The sequence below is a fragment of the Paraglaciecola sp. genome, from assembly GCF_039942875.1.
Classification (GTDB): domain Bacteria; phylum Pseudomonadota; class Gammaproteobacteria; order Enterobacterales; family Alteromonadaceae; genus Paraglaciecola.
The window spans coordinates 62,771-81,081 of sequence record NZ_JBDVBQ010000004.1 but is presented as its reverse complement, the minus strand read 5'-3'; the positions used below and the strand labels follow the sequence as shown (position 1 = coordinate 81,081).

Genomic DNA, 18,311 nt, shown 5'->3' with positions numbered 1-18,311 from the left:
GGCAACAACCATGTCAAAGATAAGCAAAATTATTGGCCGTGAAGTAATGGATTCACGTGGTAACCCAACCGTAGAAGCAGACGTATATTTAGAGTCTGGTGCAATGGGACGTGCATGCGCACCGTCTGGTGCATCAACAGGTTCACGTGAAGCCCTAGAATTAAGAGATGGCGACAAAAGCCGTTATTTAGGTAAAGGTGTGCTTAAAGCTGTTGCAGCTATTAACGAAGACATTCAATCAGCACTTATCGGCGTAGACTCATTAGATCAAGCTAGCATTGATAAAATCATGATCGATCTAGACGGCACAGAAAATAAAGAAAAATTTGGTGCAAACGCTATTCTGGCAGTATCGTTAGCTGTAGCTAAAGCGGCAGCTATTTTCAAAGGTATTCCTTTGTATCAACACATTGCTGACTTAAACGGCACACCAGGCGTTTTCAGTATGCCCGTACCAATGATGAACATCATCAATGGTGGTGAGCACGCAGACAATAACGTTGATATTCAAGAATTTATGATACAGCCAGTTGGCGCTCCTAATTTCACAGAAGCTCTACGTATGGGTGCTGAAATATTCCATGCACTTAAAAAAGTATTATCTGCAAAAGGCTTAAATACTGCGGTTGGTGATGAAGGTGGATTTGCACCTGATTTAGCTTCAAATGCTGACGCACTTGCAGTAATTAAAGAAGCGGTTGCAGCTGCAGGTTACGAATTAGGTAAAGACGTTACATTAGCGATGGATTGTGCAGCATCTGAGTTTTACGACGCAGAAAAAGGTATTTACGACCTTAAAGGCGAAGGCAAGCAATTTACAGCCAACGAATTTTCAGACTTCTTGGGCGAGCTTTGTAAAGAGTATCCAATCGTATCAATTGAAGATGGCTTAGACGAGTCAGATTGGGATGGTTTCGCTTACCAAACCAAATTGTTAGGTGACAAAGTTCAAATCGTTGGTGATGACTTATTCGTTACTAATACTAAGATTTTAGCCCGTGGTATTGAAAATGGTATTGGTAACTCTATCCTAATCAAATTCAACCAAATTGGCTCTCTAACTGAAACTTTAGCTGCGATTAAAATGGCTAAAGATGCTGGTTTTACTGCTGTTATCTCACACCGTTCAGGTGAAACTGAAGACGCAACGATTGCTGATTTAGCTGTAGGTACTGCGGCAGGCCAAATTAAAACAGGTTCACTATGTCGTTCAGACCGTGTAGCTAAGTACAACCAATTACTACGTATCGAGCAAGAGCTTGGTGATGCAGTCAAATACAATGGTCGCTCTGAAATTAAAGGTCAGTAAATCTTTGATTTGCTTTTTACTGCAAAAAAACTGCATTTAAAGAGCGTAAGAGGTTAAAATGGCCGGCTATTGCTGGCCATTTTTGTTTACACACACTTTTAAAACATGCTTACTCCCTCATCAAAACAGGTAGATATATTTTCTGACGACAAACGTCAGCAGCATTTTGCCGAGTTGTGTAATGCACTTTATGAACGTGAGTTAGCTAGCCTATCCCAGCAAAAATTCAATAATGTCAGCTTATTACAACGTAAAATTGCTGGTTTAAGACATCACATTAAACGCGCTGCGTATAGCTTGTTACAATATGATTCACCATTAGAAGTCGATTTACACAACGCTAGTTGGCAAGCTAAACAAGCCGCAAAGTGTATGGCTGCTAAGGCCGATGCTGATAAAACCGAACAGTGGTATTTTGACAATGTTCAAATAGGTCGTTGTATTCCTATCCATGTGGATACCCTAGGTGCTGAACATATTGAGTTGGATTCAGTAGACAGAATCGACCTTGAAAACGCAAAATTGCACGCCAATAAGTTTGGTTGGTTCGCTTTTAACGGTACGTTTCTTGAAGATAGCCCACGTCAAATCGAAGTACTAAATGTTAAGTTACTCAAACCTAGCAAAGCCATACTTACCGCAGCTTGTTGTGGCCACCATTGGAATCATAAAGGCCGTTCTCAGCAACGAGCACTATCTCTTAGAGAGTTGTTGTTGTCTTTATCGATAGACTGGAAAACATTCAAGTAAGTTTTTTTAGAAGCTCTCACTTTGTTTAATTATTTGATCCCCGTGCTGGAGATGATGACTTCGTCATTTATCTGCTTTGCACACAAAGCATCGCTACGCGAAGGAGCATGCACTTCGTACACCACAACCCATTGCGTTTTACAAACTAGCTCCTAGAACCCTGCTTTCATACCGTTAAAAAAAGTAGTTTTACCTCTATCAGGCTGCTTGATCATCCAATTAGTTTCTGGGGAACTTAGGCTGGCGAATAGTCAAGCACATGGCTTAGTTACAAGTTAAAAAGAAAAACTGAACATGTCAAAAATCTAAATTCAATTTGCTAATCTGCGGAAAAATGCACCAGTACCGTTCAATAATACAGCAACAATGAACTAAATTGGACCAAAAGGTCTATGTTCGCACTCAAAAAATAAGTCAACCTATTGTTTTAATTGAACTTTCACTCCTTGGCCCAGTTGATGCTGTAGCTGGTCGTCGCCTTGATGAATCGGTTTATAGCAGTACGTTTTGTTCAAATGACACACACATAAATAACTATGTATAACTAAATGCCCGTTGGGATTTTTCTAAAAAAACAATAAATGAGAGGAACAAATGGAATATAGGCAGTTTAGTAAAAGTGCAATTGCGATAGTAGTCACAGGATTACTTTGTACTCCCTTTTCAACATATAGTGCTGAAAATGTATTAGAGAAAATAGAAATTACCGCACAAAAACGCTCACAAAATATCAGTGATGTAGGTATTGCTGTGACCGCATTTAGTGGTGAACAACTAAAAGCCTTGGGATTAGATGAAAGTACCGAAATAATTGCCTACACCCCTGGGGTATCTTTAGCAGGTGATATTGGAGGGCAAAGAGCTATTTTCAATATCCGGGGAGTGGTGCAAAACGATTACGCGGATATGGCCGAAGCCCCTGTTGCTGTATATATTGACGGAGGGTATTTAGCCAGTACGCAGGCGCAAACCTTTGGACTGTTTGATGTAGCTCGAGTAGAGGTATTAAAAGGTCCTCAAGGCACCTTATTTGGTCGTAATGCCACAGGCGGCCTAGTCAATACCATCACCGCTAAGCCTACCGAAGACTTTGAAGCTTATGCAAATTTTACTGCTGCCAGCTTTGAACAGTTCCGCTTAGAAACCGCAGTATCTGGCGCGTTAACCGATGGTGTAGCAGGGCGCCTCTCTTTATATAGCAATGTTCAAGGGGAAATTCTTGAAAACGTCTACGAAGACACAGCTGAGCCAGACACCCGCGCAGGGTCTGTTGGGGGCGGGCAAGATGGCTACAATGATGATACCCAAGCCATTCGCGGACAATTAGACTTTTCATTGGGCAACAATGGTAGCTTACTACTAAGCGCTAACTGGGCTGATACAGTAAAAAGTGAAGGCCCCTACCAAGTTATCAACACTACAGAAGTTAAAGATGCCAATGGTAATGTCATAGACGTGATTTATGCAGCGGATGATCCTCTTGGTTGCGACACCATTCAATTAGGTGAATGTATTGACGGTAACTTTAATGGTGACCCATTTAGACCTGTGCAAGGGGGTGACTTTAACGGTAACTTTGACCCAGATGGTTCAGGAGAAAAGGTAAATAAAGACTTCGCCTTTGATGATCAAAATAAAATATCATCTCAAGGGTTAGCAGCCACTCTAGAATATGGCTTTGATAGTGTCGATTTCTTTTCTATGACTGACTACAAATACTTTGAACGAGCAATCGGCCTAGATTCTGATCAGACAGCTTCACCAGAATTAATTTTTCAATCTTATAGTGAAATATCTCAAATCAGCCAGGAGTTGCGCTTTTCAGGTGAAACCGACGATATGCAATGGGTAGCAGGGCTATATTATTTAGGTATCGACACTGATTACAGTCAAGGGTTAGCGGCTTCACCTACAGCTTATTTTCTTGGGGGCGAAGAAAACAACACCCTAGTAGATCTGAGCACTGATTCTTACTCAATATTTGGGCAATTTGATTACGCCTTTAACGATAACTATGTACTTGTGGGTGGCTTACGCCTCATGCAAGAAAATAAAAACATGTTGGGCAATGTATATCAAAATACCAATACTGACGACCGAGTAGTTGAAATAGACACCAGCAGTGCTTCACTTGAAGTGTATGATCAAGATAACGACCAAGATTTATGGTCGGCAAAACTACAGCTAGAATACTCAGTTGATAACAACCTTTACTACTTTGGTGTGAACCGAGGTGTTAAAGCCGGAAGCTTTAATGCTCCATTGTTTGGTGGCTTTAGTAGCTATGACCCTGAAGTTTTAATTTCCATAGAAGCAGGAATGAAACTTGAACTTTGGGATGGCGCAGGTGTGTTCAATGCCAGTATTTATAACTACGATTACACTGATTATCAGTCGTTTTCTTGGGTCAATAACTCTGGTGTCGTATCTAACGAAGAAGCCAGCTTTCAAGGACTTGAAGCTGAACTATTCTTAACGCCAAGTAAAAGCTTAGATGTGGTATTAAGTGCATCTTACACAGACGCCACGGTTGAAAACTTAGAAGTAGCTGACGGTGTGTTTAAAGATACCAAACCCGCTTTTACGCCAGAATATCAAGCTGCCGTAATACTTAGGTACAATTGGGATCTGGATTCAGGAAACATTGCCGCTCAAATTAGTGGCTCCTATCAATCGGAGACATTCCACAATGCTCGTAATTTCACAGCCCACGAAATTGAATCCCATATCAAAGCAGATTCTCGAGTGACTTGGACTGACGATGTATGGAGCTTAGTGGCATACGTGGATAACTTGTTTGATTCCGATCACGAGATCATTGGTTTTGACGTGACAGGATTCTATGGCACGAGCCAAATATCCTATGCCAAACCACGTACCTTTGGTTTAACGGTTGAACGTAAATTTTAACCACAGAGCGAACTCAATAACCGGCTACTCACCTAGTCGGTTAACTCAATTGTACGTTCGGTTTTAACAGTTTCAGTTTAAAAGAAAACGTTTATTTAAAGGTTAAAAAATGCAGCAACAAGACAACAACCAATACAACACCCATTATGATGCCGATCTCTGGAATCAGGATTTAGCCCCTACCACCAGCGCTAGCCGCACTTGGAACTGGTTACATTTTGCTTCGCTATGGGTGGCAATGGTGGTGTGTGTTCCCGCTTATATGTTGGCTTCTGGGTTAGTATCAGAGGGCATGAATTGGTGGCAAGCTGTTATTACTGTGATGTTAGGCAATGTCATTGTTTTGGTTCCCATGGTTTTAGTAGGTCACGCAGGGGCAAAGTACGGCGTACCTTTTCCAGTCTTATTAAGAAGTGCTTTTGGAACTAAGGGCGCTCGAATTCCAGCGGTAGCAAGAGGTTTAGTTGCCTGCGGTTGGTTTGGCATTCAAAGCTGGATGGGAGGTTCTGCCCTGTACGTAATTATAAATAGCCTAACAGCTGATGCCTTAGTCGGTTCCCCGCTACCATTTTTTGGTATCAACCTACTACAACTATGTTGCTTCGTTATTTTTTGGGCCATGCACTTGTATTTTATCAAACAGGGAACAGAATCAATTCGTTGGCTAGAAAGCTTTGCAGCCCCTTTTTTAATTGCGATGGGCTTAGCATTACTTTATTGGGCGTATTCTAAAGCTGGAGGGTTTGGACAAATGCTTTCTGTGCCCTCTAAGTTTGGTGCTGGGGCCGAAAAAGAAGGCCAATTTGTGCCTGTATTCATCGCTGGTGTAACGGCTATGGTGAGTTTTTGGGCGACTATGGCTTTGAACATCCCTGACTTTACACGTTTTGCTAAATCTCAAAAAGACCAAATAGTCGGTCAAGCTGTTGGCTTGCCTATCCCCATGGCTTTATTTGCCTTTATCGGTGTAGCTGTCACTTCAGCCTCCGTAGTGATATACGGAGAACCTATTTGGGATCCGATCGTACTTGCTGGAAAAATGGGGGGTATGGGCGTCGTATTTGCCATGGCAGTATTAGTTTTAGCCACTCTCACCACAAATTTAGCGGCTAATCTCGTTGCCCCTGCTTATGGTTTTTCTAACCTAAGCCCTAAAATAATTAACTTTAAACTCGGTGGCTACATTGCAGCTGGCATTGGGCTGGCTATTTTTCCTTGGAAGTTACTCGAAACAGCCGGAGGTTACTTATTTGTTTGGTTAGTAGGTTATTCAGCATTACTAGGCCCAATTGCGGGTATTTTGTTAGCTGATTATTTTTTATTAAGAAAATGTCAGTTAAACGTATCTGATCTATTTAGTCACAAGGGAGAATATGGAGCTTCTAATGGTTGGAACTGGGCGGGGCTTGGCGCTCTCACCTTAGGCATACTACCCAACCTTCCGGGATTTTTACATGCCGCTGGGATACTAGACTCAGTGATGCCTATATTTGATGTTATCTATGGATATGCATGGTTTGTAGGGCTATTTCTTGCTGCTGCATTATATTTGCTGCTAAGTAAGTTACTATATCGATAAAAATTACAGGCAGATTATTTATGCATACTTTCGATGTTCAAATTAAAGTAGCAGCAAAAATTAAAGCCTCTTTTAAAGGTAAAACATTATGACTCAAGCCGCTTATGAACAAGCTGTAATTCTAATTGATCAAGCCAATAGTGAAGACACTAATGTTGAGACTGCTGAGGGTAAAGAATTCCCTAAAGAGTTGTTATACGGTCAGCGTATGTCTGACATGCTTAGCCGCTACAAAAGTGATGCTGACCATGTAATGCAGCTAGCCGTTCGCGGCCAACATATTCAGCGCTGGCAATCATCTCGCAGTAATTACCCTATGAACCGTCAGGGATACCATAAATGGCGCAGTGACCTTTATGTATTTCACGCAAACAAAGTGGCAGCGATTATGACACAAGTAGGGTTTGCAGAGGATGCGGTTTTAAGAGCAAAACATGCGGTAGCAAAAGTAGCAATGAAATCCAACTCAGATACACAGTTACTTGAAGATGTCGCAAGCTTAGTGTTTATTGAGCACTACATGTTGAAGTTTGCAGAAAAGCATCCGGAATATAGCGAAGAAAAATGGATAACGATTATTCAAAAAACCTGGCGAAAAATGTCTGATGAAGCGCATTCTTTTGTGCTAGCAGGAAAAGTCATATTACCAAAAGATTTAACCCCTTTAATTTTAAAAGCAGTTCAAGCCTAGCCTCCATGTAAAAGATGATTTATCGATATTACTTTAACATCAGAGTTAAAAGACAATGGCAGTTAAAATTGACTCATGACATGAAATGAAATGAACTAATTATTTTGCAATTTGAGCCGATAAGTACGAACATTCAGTGTAGTTTTGTTTTTGAGTTAGTTAATTTTGAAGAAACTCATTATTATTCCAAATCGTCGTTACTATAAATTGCTTGTTGTTTTGAGCTGCTTTTTGGTTCAGCCACTGCATGCTGCGCAAGCGCTCAATGAGCGAGTCAACATAAGTGGCTTTGCACGAGTTGTAGGCGGGTATCTTGATGAATCAAATGCCAGTTATGGCAATTACTCTAATGAAGTGAGCTTTTCTGAGCAATCTCTTTTAGCTATTCAAGCTGATGTACTAATTACAGACACCATCAGTGCTTCTGGTCAGTTATTAGCCCACTCAAGCGACGAACGAGATTCGGGTATAGAATGGCTATACCTAACCTACGAACCCAACAATAGTTGGCTATTTAAACTTGGCAAGCTACGAACACCTTTCTTCCGTTACACTGACGTTATAGATGTTGGATTTTCTTATCCTTGGATATCCCCTCCCCAGCAAGTTTACAGTGGTTTTTTATTTTCAAATTATGAAGGGGTCAGTGGTGCTTACAAGTTTAATTTTAATGACCTAAATTTTGATATCGAAGCCTATTACGGCACCTATAGTGGTGAATTTTCAAGAGCCGGCGAGAACATTGATATTGATGTGGATGAAATAAAAGGAATGATTTTGACTCTTAACAGGGGCAACTTCTCGGCACGAGCTTCAATAACCCAATCATCAGATTTCTACGCTGATTTCCCTGGCTTTAATGAGTTTGCAGATATATTAGAATATGCAGGTTACCCAGAAAACGCTGAATCATTAAGGTTTAATGGTGCTGCAACAGGGTATCAAGCGAGCGTGAATTATGACACGTTGAATTACTTTGTAGCTGCTGAGTGGGTAAAGATTGACTCTGACCTTTTGGTAGTGCCTCAACTTGACTCTTACTACCTGACCTTAGGGTATCATTTTGATGCTTTTCAGGTACATATTACCTACGCAAATTCAGATAGTTCATACAACATTCCTGAAAACCTAATCCCCAAGTATGTCAGCGAAGAGTTAACCGAATTATCGTTTATCTACGATGGTATCACACAAAATTTGCCATTGTATACTTTAGAGTCTCTCACTTTTGGCTTGCGATGGGATTTAAAATACAACATTTCAGCTAAAGCAGAAGTTACTTATTTAAGTGGAGAGCAGGAAGAGAATTCATTCTTTGAAGATATCACTAATCCCGACTTTGATCGCAAGGCAACCTTGTATCAAATCGGTTTGGAGTGGGTTTTCTGATGAAAAATCTTATCAAATTTATACTGGTAATTTTAGCTTTACAAAGTTTCTACGCTAACGCTGTAGGGATTGTAGTCGTAGCAAATACAGACAATACTGACTTGAATATCGGCAAGCGCCAAGTAAGAGATATTTTTATGCGAAGTAGCTCAGAGTTTGCATTAAAGCCTGTGGTGCTAAAACCAAATAGTGAAGCAAGACTGATATTTAATACCAAAGTAGTTGGGTTAACTGAGTCACGAATTCAATCTTATTGGGCACAAATGCAATTTGGCGGTAGAAAAAAGCCTCCTATAGAAATTGAGTCACCAGATATAATGCTTGAATATGTCAAAAATAATAAAAATACAGTGACCTATTTACCCGCTCATATCAAAATTCCAGAAGGACTAACGGTTATTTATAAAGTTGATTAGCCCCTATAAAAATTAATTTTCCAAGAAAATCAGAAAGCGTTAACTACACCAATAGCGCTAAAATTTTTGCGACCTAATTCACCACGTAACTATGCCGCTTTTTAAAGCTTTTCAAATAGATTTAATTGTGGAATTATATAAAAAACTGACGTTATGTTCATTTTTTAAGCTACTCAACCCTCACTATAATAACAAAAAGGCATAAATGGACTTATGTGGTCAATATCTAAATTAGAAAGAAAAAAAGAATGGGATGAAAACCATTACCTAACTAATGTATTAACTAGATATGTTGCACAAACTTGCCCTGTACATGTTGCTATGCATCAGTTTGATGCGACTTCTAACAAAGAAAAGTATTGTTCAAGTCACTTACACCCTAATGAAGACGAAATTAACATTATTATCGCTGAAGGAGATTTCGCCATGGAATTGGAATTTGTTGAAGAAACTCAAATAATAACAGAGAGTAGCGTTGTCTTTATTCCAAGTAACACTCATCATTCTGCTAATATAATCAAAGGAAACGGTTATTTCGTGTGTATCCGATTCCCTAAAAAAACAGCGTAATTTTTACTCACTAAAGGTAAAATCACCTAACTTTATTTACCTATTTTGCGAGAAAATAACAAGATAGTTTCAAGATGAGCAGTCTGGGGGAACATATCCATCATAGCCCCGCGCTTTACTCTATAACCTTTATCAAGCAAATATTCTGCATCACGGGCTAAGGTCGCCGCGTCACAAGATACGTACAAAATGCTTTTTGGTTTTAACTTTACTATGCTAGGCAAAAATTCAAATGCTCCCGCTCTTGGAGGGTCCAATAAAATTTTTGTTACTCCTAATGAGCCAATATCTTTATTAGTGGCTTGAGTTAAATCTGCTGCTATAAACGACAGATTATCTAGCCCATTTGCTTTGGCATTATTGGTACCCGCAGCAACCATACTTGCTTGTACTTCAACGCCTACTACCTGTTTAGCTCGCTTAGCTAAAGGTAGAGAGAAATTTCCTATCCCACAAAATAAATCTAGGATGACATCATCTTTGTTTGGATCTAGCCAAGCCATTGCTTGGGCTACCATTTTAGCATTCATTTGAGCGTTAACCTGAATGAAGTCTTGGGGATGATAGCTAAGCATTAGTTCTTCAATATGATAATGCCTTAATGATGTAGGTGCTACTACTGCTCGGTCTTGACCTGCTTGTTGCCAATATAACTCTAGGTGCTGTTGCAGTGACCAATTTAACCATTTTTCTTGAACTTCAGTATCGAGAGTAGCGGTTAAGCGAAACAGCACAGATACGCCACTATCATCTTCGAGCAACTCTATATGCCCTAATTTTCCTGAAATTTGAGACAGCTCCTTGTCTTGAAACAGTGCGGTTTTCAAAGCCGTAAAAGCCAACTGTAATTTTGGAGTTAATACAACGCAGTTATCAATTGATACTATTTTATTAGAAGCATGACCCCGAAAGCCTAATAACAACTTACCGTCAATCACTCGTACCGATAAGCGAGCTCGGCGCCGATAAGCCAAAGGTGAACCTGCTAATAAAATCAAATCATCAGGCTCAAAAACTTTTCTTAATTGCCCCTGCAACCATTGTTTTTTAGATGCTCTTTGTTGTTCAACGGATAGATGCTGAAAACTACAACCACCACAAGAGTCATAATGAATGCATGGCGGGGCAACCCTGTCAGGGCTGGGCTGTTCAATATCAATTAGCTTTGCTTCATCAAATCGACGATTAGACTTTACGACTTGTGCACTTACAGTTTCCCTGGGTAGAGCCCCTTCGATAAAGGTCACTTTACCATCATCGGCTCGGGCCACCCCCTTACATTGATGAGTTAACCCCTCAATATTAAACATACGCACAGGCCCCATGGGTTGCGAATATTTATTACCACGAGTATTTTTAGATGAGCGCCCCGCTGGGGCCTCCTTTGAAGAGTTAACAAAACGTTTTTTCAAATGGAGCTCAAGAATGGCTAGAAAATTTACTAAAGATTATATCATTTCATTATCGAGGAGGCTTTAATTCCGATTCAAACGCTTATTTCAATAACACGTTATGACTAAATTAAGTCATTTTAACAATACCATTAAGAGCATTATTTTGTATGATGACGATTCTCTCCTCAATATGTAACGCTTTGTTACTTAATAAATTTAAATAAAAAGCGATCAACTGTTGAGTGAGTTTTAATTTCTGCCATACACTATACAGGTCAAAAAGCCTCAATAAATACATAATAAATGAGGCTGTACAAACACAACAAGTTACGACAGGGGAATAAACAATGGAAAGACGCGATTTTATTAAAATCGGCGGTGCAGGTATGGGCGCGTTAATGCTACCACTATCTGGAATTGCGGTATCCGCAGATCAAATGTTAGATAAACCAATGGATGTAGCTTACAAAAAGAAACTTGCTGACATTGCATTAAACGCAGCTAAAGCTAAAGGTGCAACATACGCTGATGCGCGTATTGGTCGTTACCTAAACCAATTCGTTACCACACGAGAAACCCGTGTAGATAACATAGTGAATACTGAATCAGCCGGCATTGGAGTGCGCGTTATTGCAAACGGTACTTGGGGCTTTGCATCAACGTCAAACATGACTCCAGATAGCGTTGCCCAAGCTGCAGAGCGTGCTGTAGCGGTTGCCATGGCCAACTCTAAGTTTCAAACCTCTCCGGTTAAATTAGCCCCAGTAAAAGGTGTAGGCGAAGTAAGCTGGCAAACTCCAATTAAGAAAAACGCCATGGAAGTCCCCATCAAAGACAAGGTTGATTTACTGCTTTCGGTGAACGACGCAGCTATGTCTAATGGTGCAAACTATATTACTTCTATTTTGTTTTTAGTTAACGAACAAAAATACTTTGCTTCTACTGATGGTTCATACATAGACCAAGACATACATAGATTATGGGCCCCCTTCTTTGCCACTGGCATTGGTAAAAATGGCTTTAAACAACGTAATGCATTAGGCAACCCCGTAGGTATGGGCTTTGAATATTTAGATGGCCTTGAAAAAGACAAAGTTAGAATATCGGGAGCGGGTGTCGGTTATAACAATTCCTATGATATGGTTGAAGATGCGGCAGCAGCGGGCAAGCAACTGAAGAAAAAACTAGCAGCTAAATCTGTAGAGCCAGGCAAATATGATCTTGTATTAGATCCAGCTCACTTGATGCTTACAATTCATGAATCCGTTGGTCATCCATTAGAATTAGACCGAGTACTAGGCTATGAAGCCAACTATGCTGGAACCAGTTTTGCCACATTGGATAAATGGAAAAGTGGCAAATTCCAGTATGGCTCAGATATAGTTAATTTGTTCGCAGACAAAACTCAGCCTTATTCTTTGGGTAATGTGGGCTACGATGACGAAGGTGTCAAAACCAAACAATGGGACTTAGTAAAAGACGGTATTTTAGTAAATTACCAAGCGACCCGTGATCAAGTTCATATGATCGACCAAAACGAATCCCACGGCTGTAGTTATTCTCAAAGTTGGCGTGATGTGCAATTCCAGCGTATGTCTAACGTTTCCCTGAAACCAAATGAAAAAGATATTTCAGCTGAAGATGTCATCAAAGATGTAGAAAAAGGTATCTACATTGCGGGTCGAGGTTCATTCTCCATTGATCAACAACGCTACAATTTCCAATTTGGAGGTCAACTTTTTTATGAAATCAAAGACGGTAAAATCGTCGACCAAATTGAAGATGTTGCCTATCAATCAAATACCCAAGAGTTTTGGAACAAGTGTACTCAATTAGCAGGTAAATCAGATTATCGAGTAGGTGGTTCGTTCTTCGATGGTAAGGGCCAACCTTCACAGGTTAGCGCGGTGTCTCATGGTTGCCCAACAACCAGATTCAACGACATTAACGTCATTAACACTGCACGTAATGTTTAAACCAGCAACCTATAAGAGGAAAGATCATCATGACTATATTATCTGAACAAAAATCAAAAACCTTGCTGGCTAAAGTATTGAAATACTCTAAAGCCGACGAGATAGAATGTAACCTTGAAGGCAAAGTTGGAGGCAACATTCGTTATGCCCGCAACACTGTATCAACAGCAGGTGAAGAGAGCGACCTAGAACTAATTGTACAATCTACATTTGGTAAACGTATGGGCGTAGCCACAATCAATGAGTTTGATGACGCATCACTTGAGAAAGTCGTTCGGCGCTCTGAAGAACTGGCCAAACTCGCTCCAGAAAACGAAGAGCTTATGCCTTTATTTGGCAAACAAAAGTACGCTGAGTCAAAAACCTTCTTTGAGTCTACCGCTAACGTCACACCCGATGACAGAGCAGAGGCTGCGGCAAGTAGTATCACGCCATCTAAAAAGAACAAGCTAGTTGCAGCTGGATTTTTAGAAGAGGCTGTAACCTTCAGCGCTATAATGAACAACAAAGGCCTATTCGCATACAACAAAGCCACAGATGTAGACTTTTCAGTCACCATACGTACCGAAGATGGCAAAGGCTCTGGCTGGGCAACCCGCAACTTTAGTGACTATAAGTTACTCGATACAGCTAAAGCATCTGATATTGCTATCACAAAATCAAAGGGTTCGGTTGATGCTAAAGCCATGGAGCCAGGTAAATACACGGTAATACTTGAACCAGCTGCAAGCGTTGGCTTAATTCGTAACATGATGAGAAGTTTCGAGCAACGCGGTGCAGATGAAGGTCGCAGCTTCTTAAGTTACAAAGCCAAAGATGGTGAGGATTCAGAAAAAGCCCCTAAAAATAAGCTTGGTCAGAAAATGTTTGATGAGCGAGTCAATATTTACTCTGATCCACAACATCCTATTGCACCTACAGCGCCTTTCAGTGGCAACGGCTATCCATTAGCTAAAACTGAATGGATAAAAGATGGCGTTATTGCAAATATGCCAAACAGTCCTTATTGGGCTAAGAAAACCGGCATGCCTTACGTGCCTCGCGGTGAAAACATCATAATGATAGGTGGAGACGAATCATTACAAGACATGATAAAAAGTACCCGTCGTGGGGTCTTGGTAACTCGTCTTTGGTATATTCGTGCGTTAGATCCGCAAACCTTGCTATACACTGGGTTAACGCGTGACGGCACGTTTTATATCGAAAATGGCAAGATCAAATATCCTATTAAAAACTTCCGTTTTAACGAAAGTCCAATTGTGATGTTGAACAATATCGAAGCCTTAGGTAAGCCTGAACGTATTGATGGTCATATGATCCCTCCGATGAAAATCAGAGACTTTACCTTCAGTAGTTTGTCTGACGCTGTATAAGTGAAAATCCCCCAAGGTTGCATGCAACCTTGGGTTTTTAAACATCTATTGATGAGTTAATTGTTGACCAATATGCAAAAAAATCGTCGTCGATTTATATCATCTACGTGCGCTTTGGCTGTGACCATGGCTTTGCCGAAGGTATCATTTAGCCAAAATAGTGATTATGACTTTTACTTCACTCGCCTGAGTTATGAATCAGGAGACTGGGAAGTAGATGAGCGTATGCCTGCAAATGTACTTAATTCACTGATTGAATACACCAGCCTTCGAGTCGATATTCAAGAACGAATTATTCCGCTATCCGATCCAAGCATGTTGACAGTACCGTTTTGTTATATGGCAGGTCATAGGTTGGTGCAATTTAACCAACAAGAAAAACAGAACTTTAAACAATATGTTGAAAACGGCGGATTTGTATTTGTAGATGATTGCAACCATGATATCGACGGTATGTTTGCCCGCACGTTCGAAGCTGAAATGAGTAAGATGTTTGGGGCTGAAGCTCTCAAAAAAATCCCCAATGACCATGCAATTTACTCGTCTTTTTTTGAGTTTGATGGCCCGCCAAATACCTCAGTGGAATTAAATGGATGGGGCGACGACATAGTTCATAACTATCTAAAAGCCATAGAGATAAATGGCCGTATAGCCGTGTTGTATAGCAATAAAGACTTGGGCTGCGAGTGGGATTATGATTTTCGCAACAAACGCTGGCTAAGAGAAGACAATACTAAATTTGCGGTGAATATTGTGGTCTATGCCATGACTGCCTAATTCAATAGTGTAGCGCCTAACCCAAACTTTAAATCAAATATAAAATAATAAGAGTGATGATGAACAAAGAACCTATAACCCAAGAAGACCTTGAACTATTACTCGCTAAACTCGCCAATGTAGGCGATGAAATTGGTAAGGTTATTGTTGGCCAGCAGCAGGTTATTCAACAGCTCTTAGTGAGTATCTTAGCTGGCGGTCATTGCTTACTTGAAGGTGTACCGGGGCTTGCGAAAACCCTTATGGTGCATACTTTAGCGCAAACCCTAGAGCTAGACTTTAAGCGAGTACAGTTCACCCCTGATTTAATGCCAAGTGATATTATAGGTACTGAAATACTTGAGACAGACCATGAAACTGGCGACCGTTTTTTCAAATTTCAGAAAGGCCCTGTCTTTACCAATATCTTATTAGCTGATGAAATAAATCGTACCCCACCTAAAACCCAGGCTGCCTTACTTGAAGCCATGCAAGAAAAGATAGTGAGTTATGGGGGCACCAGTTATTCTCTGCCTAAACCATTTTTTGTATTAGCCACTCAAAACCCAGTTGAACAAGCGGGAACTTACCCTTTACCAGAAGCTCAACTAGACCGATTCTTAATGTTTATTAGTGTGGATTACCCCACTGAACTAGAAGAAATGGAGGTGTTACGTCGCACCACTGGCACTAAGTCATCAGCACCAGAGGCAATGTTAAACGCACAAGACATAATACAACTGCAACAGTTGGTACGGGAAATAGACATTGCCGAGCCCTTACTAATTTATATTAATCAACTGACACGCAACACTCGCCCTGACAACAGTGTATCAGACTCCGTTAAAAAATATGTACGCTGGGGAGCTGGCCCCCGAGCCGGCCAAGCCCTGGTATTATGCGCCAAGGCTAATGCCTTAATGAATGAACGTTTTGCAGTCACCTTAGACGATATACACAGTATTGCCCACGGGGTGTTAAGGCACCGGTTACTACTGAGCTTTCAAGCAGAAGCACAAAGCATTACCACAAAGTCAGTCATAGATGCCTTACTTAAAGAGCTCCCTTTACCAAGCGGCCCTTTTACAACGTCCGCTCAATAAATTATGGAACAATTTCTCGACCCTTTAGTGTTGGCACGTGTAAAAGATATGCCCTTAGTCGCGAAGACGGTAGCCCAAGGATTTCTTCATGGCTTGCATAACAGTGTAAAGCGGGGCACTGGTATTGAATTTAGTCAGTATAGAGCTTATGAGCCTGGCGATGCTTTATCTAATATAGATTGGAAATTATTCGCGAGATCAGACCGGTATTTTGTTCGTGAAGCCGAACGTGAGAGCAATATCAACATCTGGCTAGTATTAGACGCAAGTGCATCCATGTTGCAGCAAGCTTCTCACTCAAACGAAGGGTGGAACAAGTTTGACTATGCTCGGCACCTATTAGCCACCATAGCTTACATAGCCCACCAACAAGGCGATGGTTTAGGCTTATTGGGTTTATCTAGCAAAAATCTACACTTTTTACCTGCTTTACCCGGTAAACAACAGTGGCAAAAATGTTTACTGCAATTAAGTGATATGCAGGCCGGTGACGTGTTCCCAGATAGCACTATCATTCAAAACCATTTAGCTAAAATGCACGACAACGCAGTAATCTTTGTTGTCAGTGATTTCTATGAGCACAACAATGAAATTTTTGATTTTATGACAAGTTTATCGAGTCACAAAACTGAAATTGTGGCGCTACAGCTAGAAAGTATTGATGAAGTTACATTTCCTTATCAAGGGCATATTCGTTTTGAAGATAGAGAAACCAAACAACAAATTTTAGTCTCGGCTAAAGATGTCAGAGCAGATTATTTAAAAACTAGAGAAGCATTCAATCAGAATTTAAGCGAACACCTTGCTGCTAATCACATTCAACATATTCAAGGTAATATTGACGAGCCTTTGGATAAAACCCTGCACCAATTTCTATCTGCAAGGCAAAAAATGCTATGAACCTATTCTCATTACACTCTGGAATAGCTCATGGATAAGTTAGCCCTCACTCTCGAATCAGGCACTTATTTATCGGGGCTGCTAACATTAACAATCCCAATTGCCATCCACTTGTTGAGTAAACATAAAGGCAAAATAGTGCCCTTTGCACATATTGCTTTAATCACAGTTAAAAACTCGCCCCAGTTGAATCAAGCTCGGTTGACCCAGTGGTTATTATTGATAATACGGTTACTGATGCTACTAGTAGCATGTGGCATTTTGGCGCAATTATTTTGGAATAAAAATGCCAATACAAGTGCAGACATAGTACTAGTGAGTAACGACTGGTTAACCCAAAGTAGTGATGCTGAAAAACAACAATTATTCGAAAGTCTAAACGCTAACCAAAGCCCTCGCTTATTTCTAATTGACGGACTGAACCAGCCTTTATCACAACGAAAGCTCGAATCAAAGGCAGTATTAGCATTTCAAGGGGACACTAGTTCAACCACCACTCCACTAAATATCTGGGCGAATCTGGCAGAGATAACGAAAGCCTTGCCAAAATCTCAGAAAATACAGCTTTATACCACTAACAGGCTAAACCAATTTACGGGACAAAAAGTCACTTTAGCCAATCCAATTGACTGGCACATAAAATTTTTACCAAGCACCTCATCTGAACCCAAGCTTGCAGCTTCATTGGCGATTATTAGTGACGCAAACCATCAACAACAATTAGCTTACATACGCGGAGCTTTAAATGCTTTGACAGCAACCCTACCAGTAGATATTAAAGTTGAGTACATAGATTTTAGTGCGTTAGCTAATGATTTGGATTTAGCCGCACAACAATCTCATATTATTTATCTGGTCGATACGCCTTTGCCAACCGAGCTAGATAATGGGGCAATCACTATTATAAACAGTAATCAACTACAAGATTACACCCAAGTTGATTTCCCTCTAATCTTAGCCACTCAGTTATTTGCATCGCAAACTAAGCAGTGGTTTAGTGATAACGCTAGGCTCTCGAATTACCAAATAACTGAATTACCCACTATTGATTTGCTTGAACGACAGCAAACTAGCGTTGAAAATGGCCAGCCGTTGCACATTTGGTTAATCTTGATTCTAGTTATACTTTTTGTGGTCGAACGTTTAGTTAGTGAGTGGCCAAGTAAGCACACGGCTCAGGTAGAAGGTAACTAAA

The 18,311-nt window shown here is 40.5% G+C and carries 15 protein-coding genes; 14 read left to right on the top strand and 1 reads right to left on the bottom strand.

The annotated features are described in order from the left end of the window. Nucleotides 1-10: 10 nt before the first annotated feature. The 8 genes from eno to ABJE44_RS00850 all read left to right on the top strand — a co-directional run bounded on the left by eno (nt 11) and on the right by ABJE44_RS00850 (nt 9,614). Nucleotides 11-1,309, top strand: coding sequence for a phosphopyruvate hydratase (eno, locus tag ABJE44_RS00885; protein ID WP_348113051.1), 1,299 nt, complete (start codon nt 11-13; stop codon nt 1,307-1,309). A gap of 105 nt (nt 1,310-1,414) precedes the next feature. Then, nucleotides 1,415-2,059, top strand: coding sequence for a hypothetical protein (locus tag ABJE44_RS00880; protein ID WP_348113052.1), 645 nt, complete (start codon nt 1,415-1,417; stop codon nt 2,057-2,059). Nucleotides 2,060-2,653: 594 nt separating this feature from the next. Continuing rightward, entirely contained in the window at nt 2,654-4,969 is a 2,316-nt protein-coding gene (locus ABJE44_RS00875; RefSeq protein ID WP_348113053.1) for a TonB-dependent receptor plug domain-containing protein, read from the top strand. A 109-nt stretch (nt 4,970-5,078) separates the two neighbouring features. Beyond that, entirely contained in the window at nt 5,079-6,548 is a 1,470-nt protein-coding gene (locus ABJE44_RS00870) for an NCS1 family nucleobase:cation symporter-1 (RefSeq protein WP_348113054.1), read from the top strand. Nucleotides 6,549-6,636: 88 nt separating this feature from the next. Beyond that, the gene (locus ABJE44_RS00865; RefSeq protein ID WP_348113055.1) at nt 6,637-7,239 is read left to right on the top strand and encodes a DUF4202 domain-containing protein; all 603 of its coding nucleotides are present in this window, start codon (nt 6,637-6,639) and stop codon (nt 7,237-7,239) included. Between the two features lie 165 nt (nt 7,240-7,404). Further along, nucleotides 7,405-8,628 carry a hypothetical protein gene (locus tag ABJE44_RS00860; protein WP_348113056.1) on the top strand — a complete coding sequence of 408 codons (1,224 nt, stop codon included), beginning with the start codon at nt 7,405-7,407 and terminating at the stop codon, nt 8,626-8,628. Continuing rightward, nucleotides 8,628-9,044 carry a hypothetical protein gene (locus ABJE44_RS00855; RefSeq protein ID WP_348113057.1) on the top strand — a complete coding sequence of 139 codons (417 nt, stop codon included), beginning with the start codon at nt 8,628-8,630 and terminating at the stop codon, nt 9,042-9,044. Before ABJE44_RS00860 ends, ABJE44_RS00855 begins: the two co-directional genes overlap by 1 nt. A 213-nt stretch (nt 9,045-9,257) precedes the next feature. Continuing rightward, the gene (locus ABJE44_RS00850) at nt 9,258-9,614 is read left to right on the top strand and encodes a hypothetical protein (RefSeq protein ID WP_348113058.1); all 357 of its coding nucleotides are present in this window, start codon (nt 9,258-9,260) and stop codon (nt 9,612-9,614) included. 32 nt (nt 9,615-9,646) lie between these two features. On the opposite strand, the gene rlmD is transcribed toward ABJE44_RS00850, so the two are convergent. Further along, on the bottom strand, nt 9,647-11,026 hold the full coding sequence (gene rlmD, locus ABJE44_RS00845; protein WP_348113059.1) for a 23S rRNA (uracil(1939)-C(5))-methyltransferase RlmD: 1,380 nt from the start codon (nt 11,024-11,026) through the stop codon (nt 9,647-9,649). 329 nt (nt 11,027-11,355) lie between these two features. Here rlmD and ABJE44_RS00840 point away from each other — a divergent pair, with 329 nt between their 5' ends. The 6 genes from ABJE44_RS00840 (at nt 11,356) to ABJE44_RS00815 (ending at nt 18,310) form a co-directional block, all read left to right on the top strand. After that, complete coding sequence (locus tag ABJE44_RS00840) at nt 11,356-12,984, top strand: TldD/PmbA family protein (RefSeq protein ID WP_133470200.1); 1,629 nt, start codon at nt 11,356-11,358, stop codon at nt 12,982-12,984. A 29-nt stretch (nt 12,985-13,013) separates the two neighbouring features. Next, entirely contained in the window at nt 13,014-14,357 is a 1,344-nt protein-coding gene (locus tag ABJE44_RS00835) for a TldD/PmbA family protein (RefSeq protein ID WP_348113060.1), read from the top strand. 72 nt (nt 14,358-14,429) lie between these two features. After that, nucleotides 14,430-15,134, top strand: a complete 705-nt coding sequence (locus ABJE44_RS00830) for a DUF4159 domain-containing protein (RefSeq protein ID WP_348113061.1) — start codon at nt 14,430-14,432, stop codon at nt 15,132-15,134. Between the two features lie 59 nt (nt 15,135-15,193). Then, nucleotides 15,194-16,216, top strand: a complete 1,023-nt coding sequence (locus ABJE44_RS00825) for a MoxR family ATPase (RefSeq protein WP_348113062.1) — start codon at nt 15,194-15,196, stop codon at nt 16,214-16,216. Between the two features lie 3 nt (nt 16,217-16,219). After that, on the top strand, nt 16,220-17,116 hold the full coding sequence (locus ABJE44_RS00820) for a DUF58 domain-containing protein (RefSeq protein WP_348113064.1): 897 nt from the start codon (nt 16,220-16,222) through the stop codon (nt 17,114-17,116). Between the two features lie 30 nt (nt 17,117-17,146). Beyond that, the gene (locus ABJE44_RS00815) at nt 17,147-18,310 is read left to right on the top strand and encodes a BatA domain-containing protein (protein WP_348113066.1); all 1,164 of its coding nucleotides are present in this window, start codon (nt 17,147-17,149) and stop codon (nt 18,308-18,310) included. Nucleotide 18,311 lies beyond the last annotated feature (1 nt).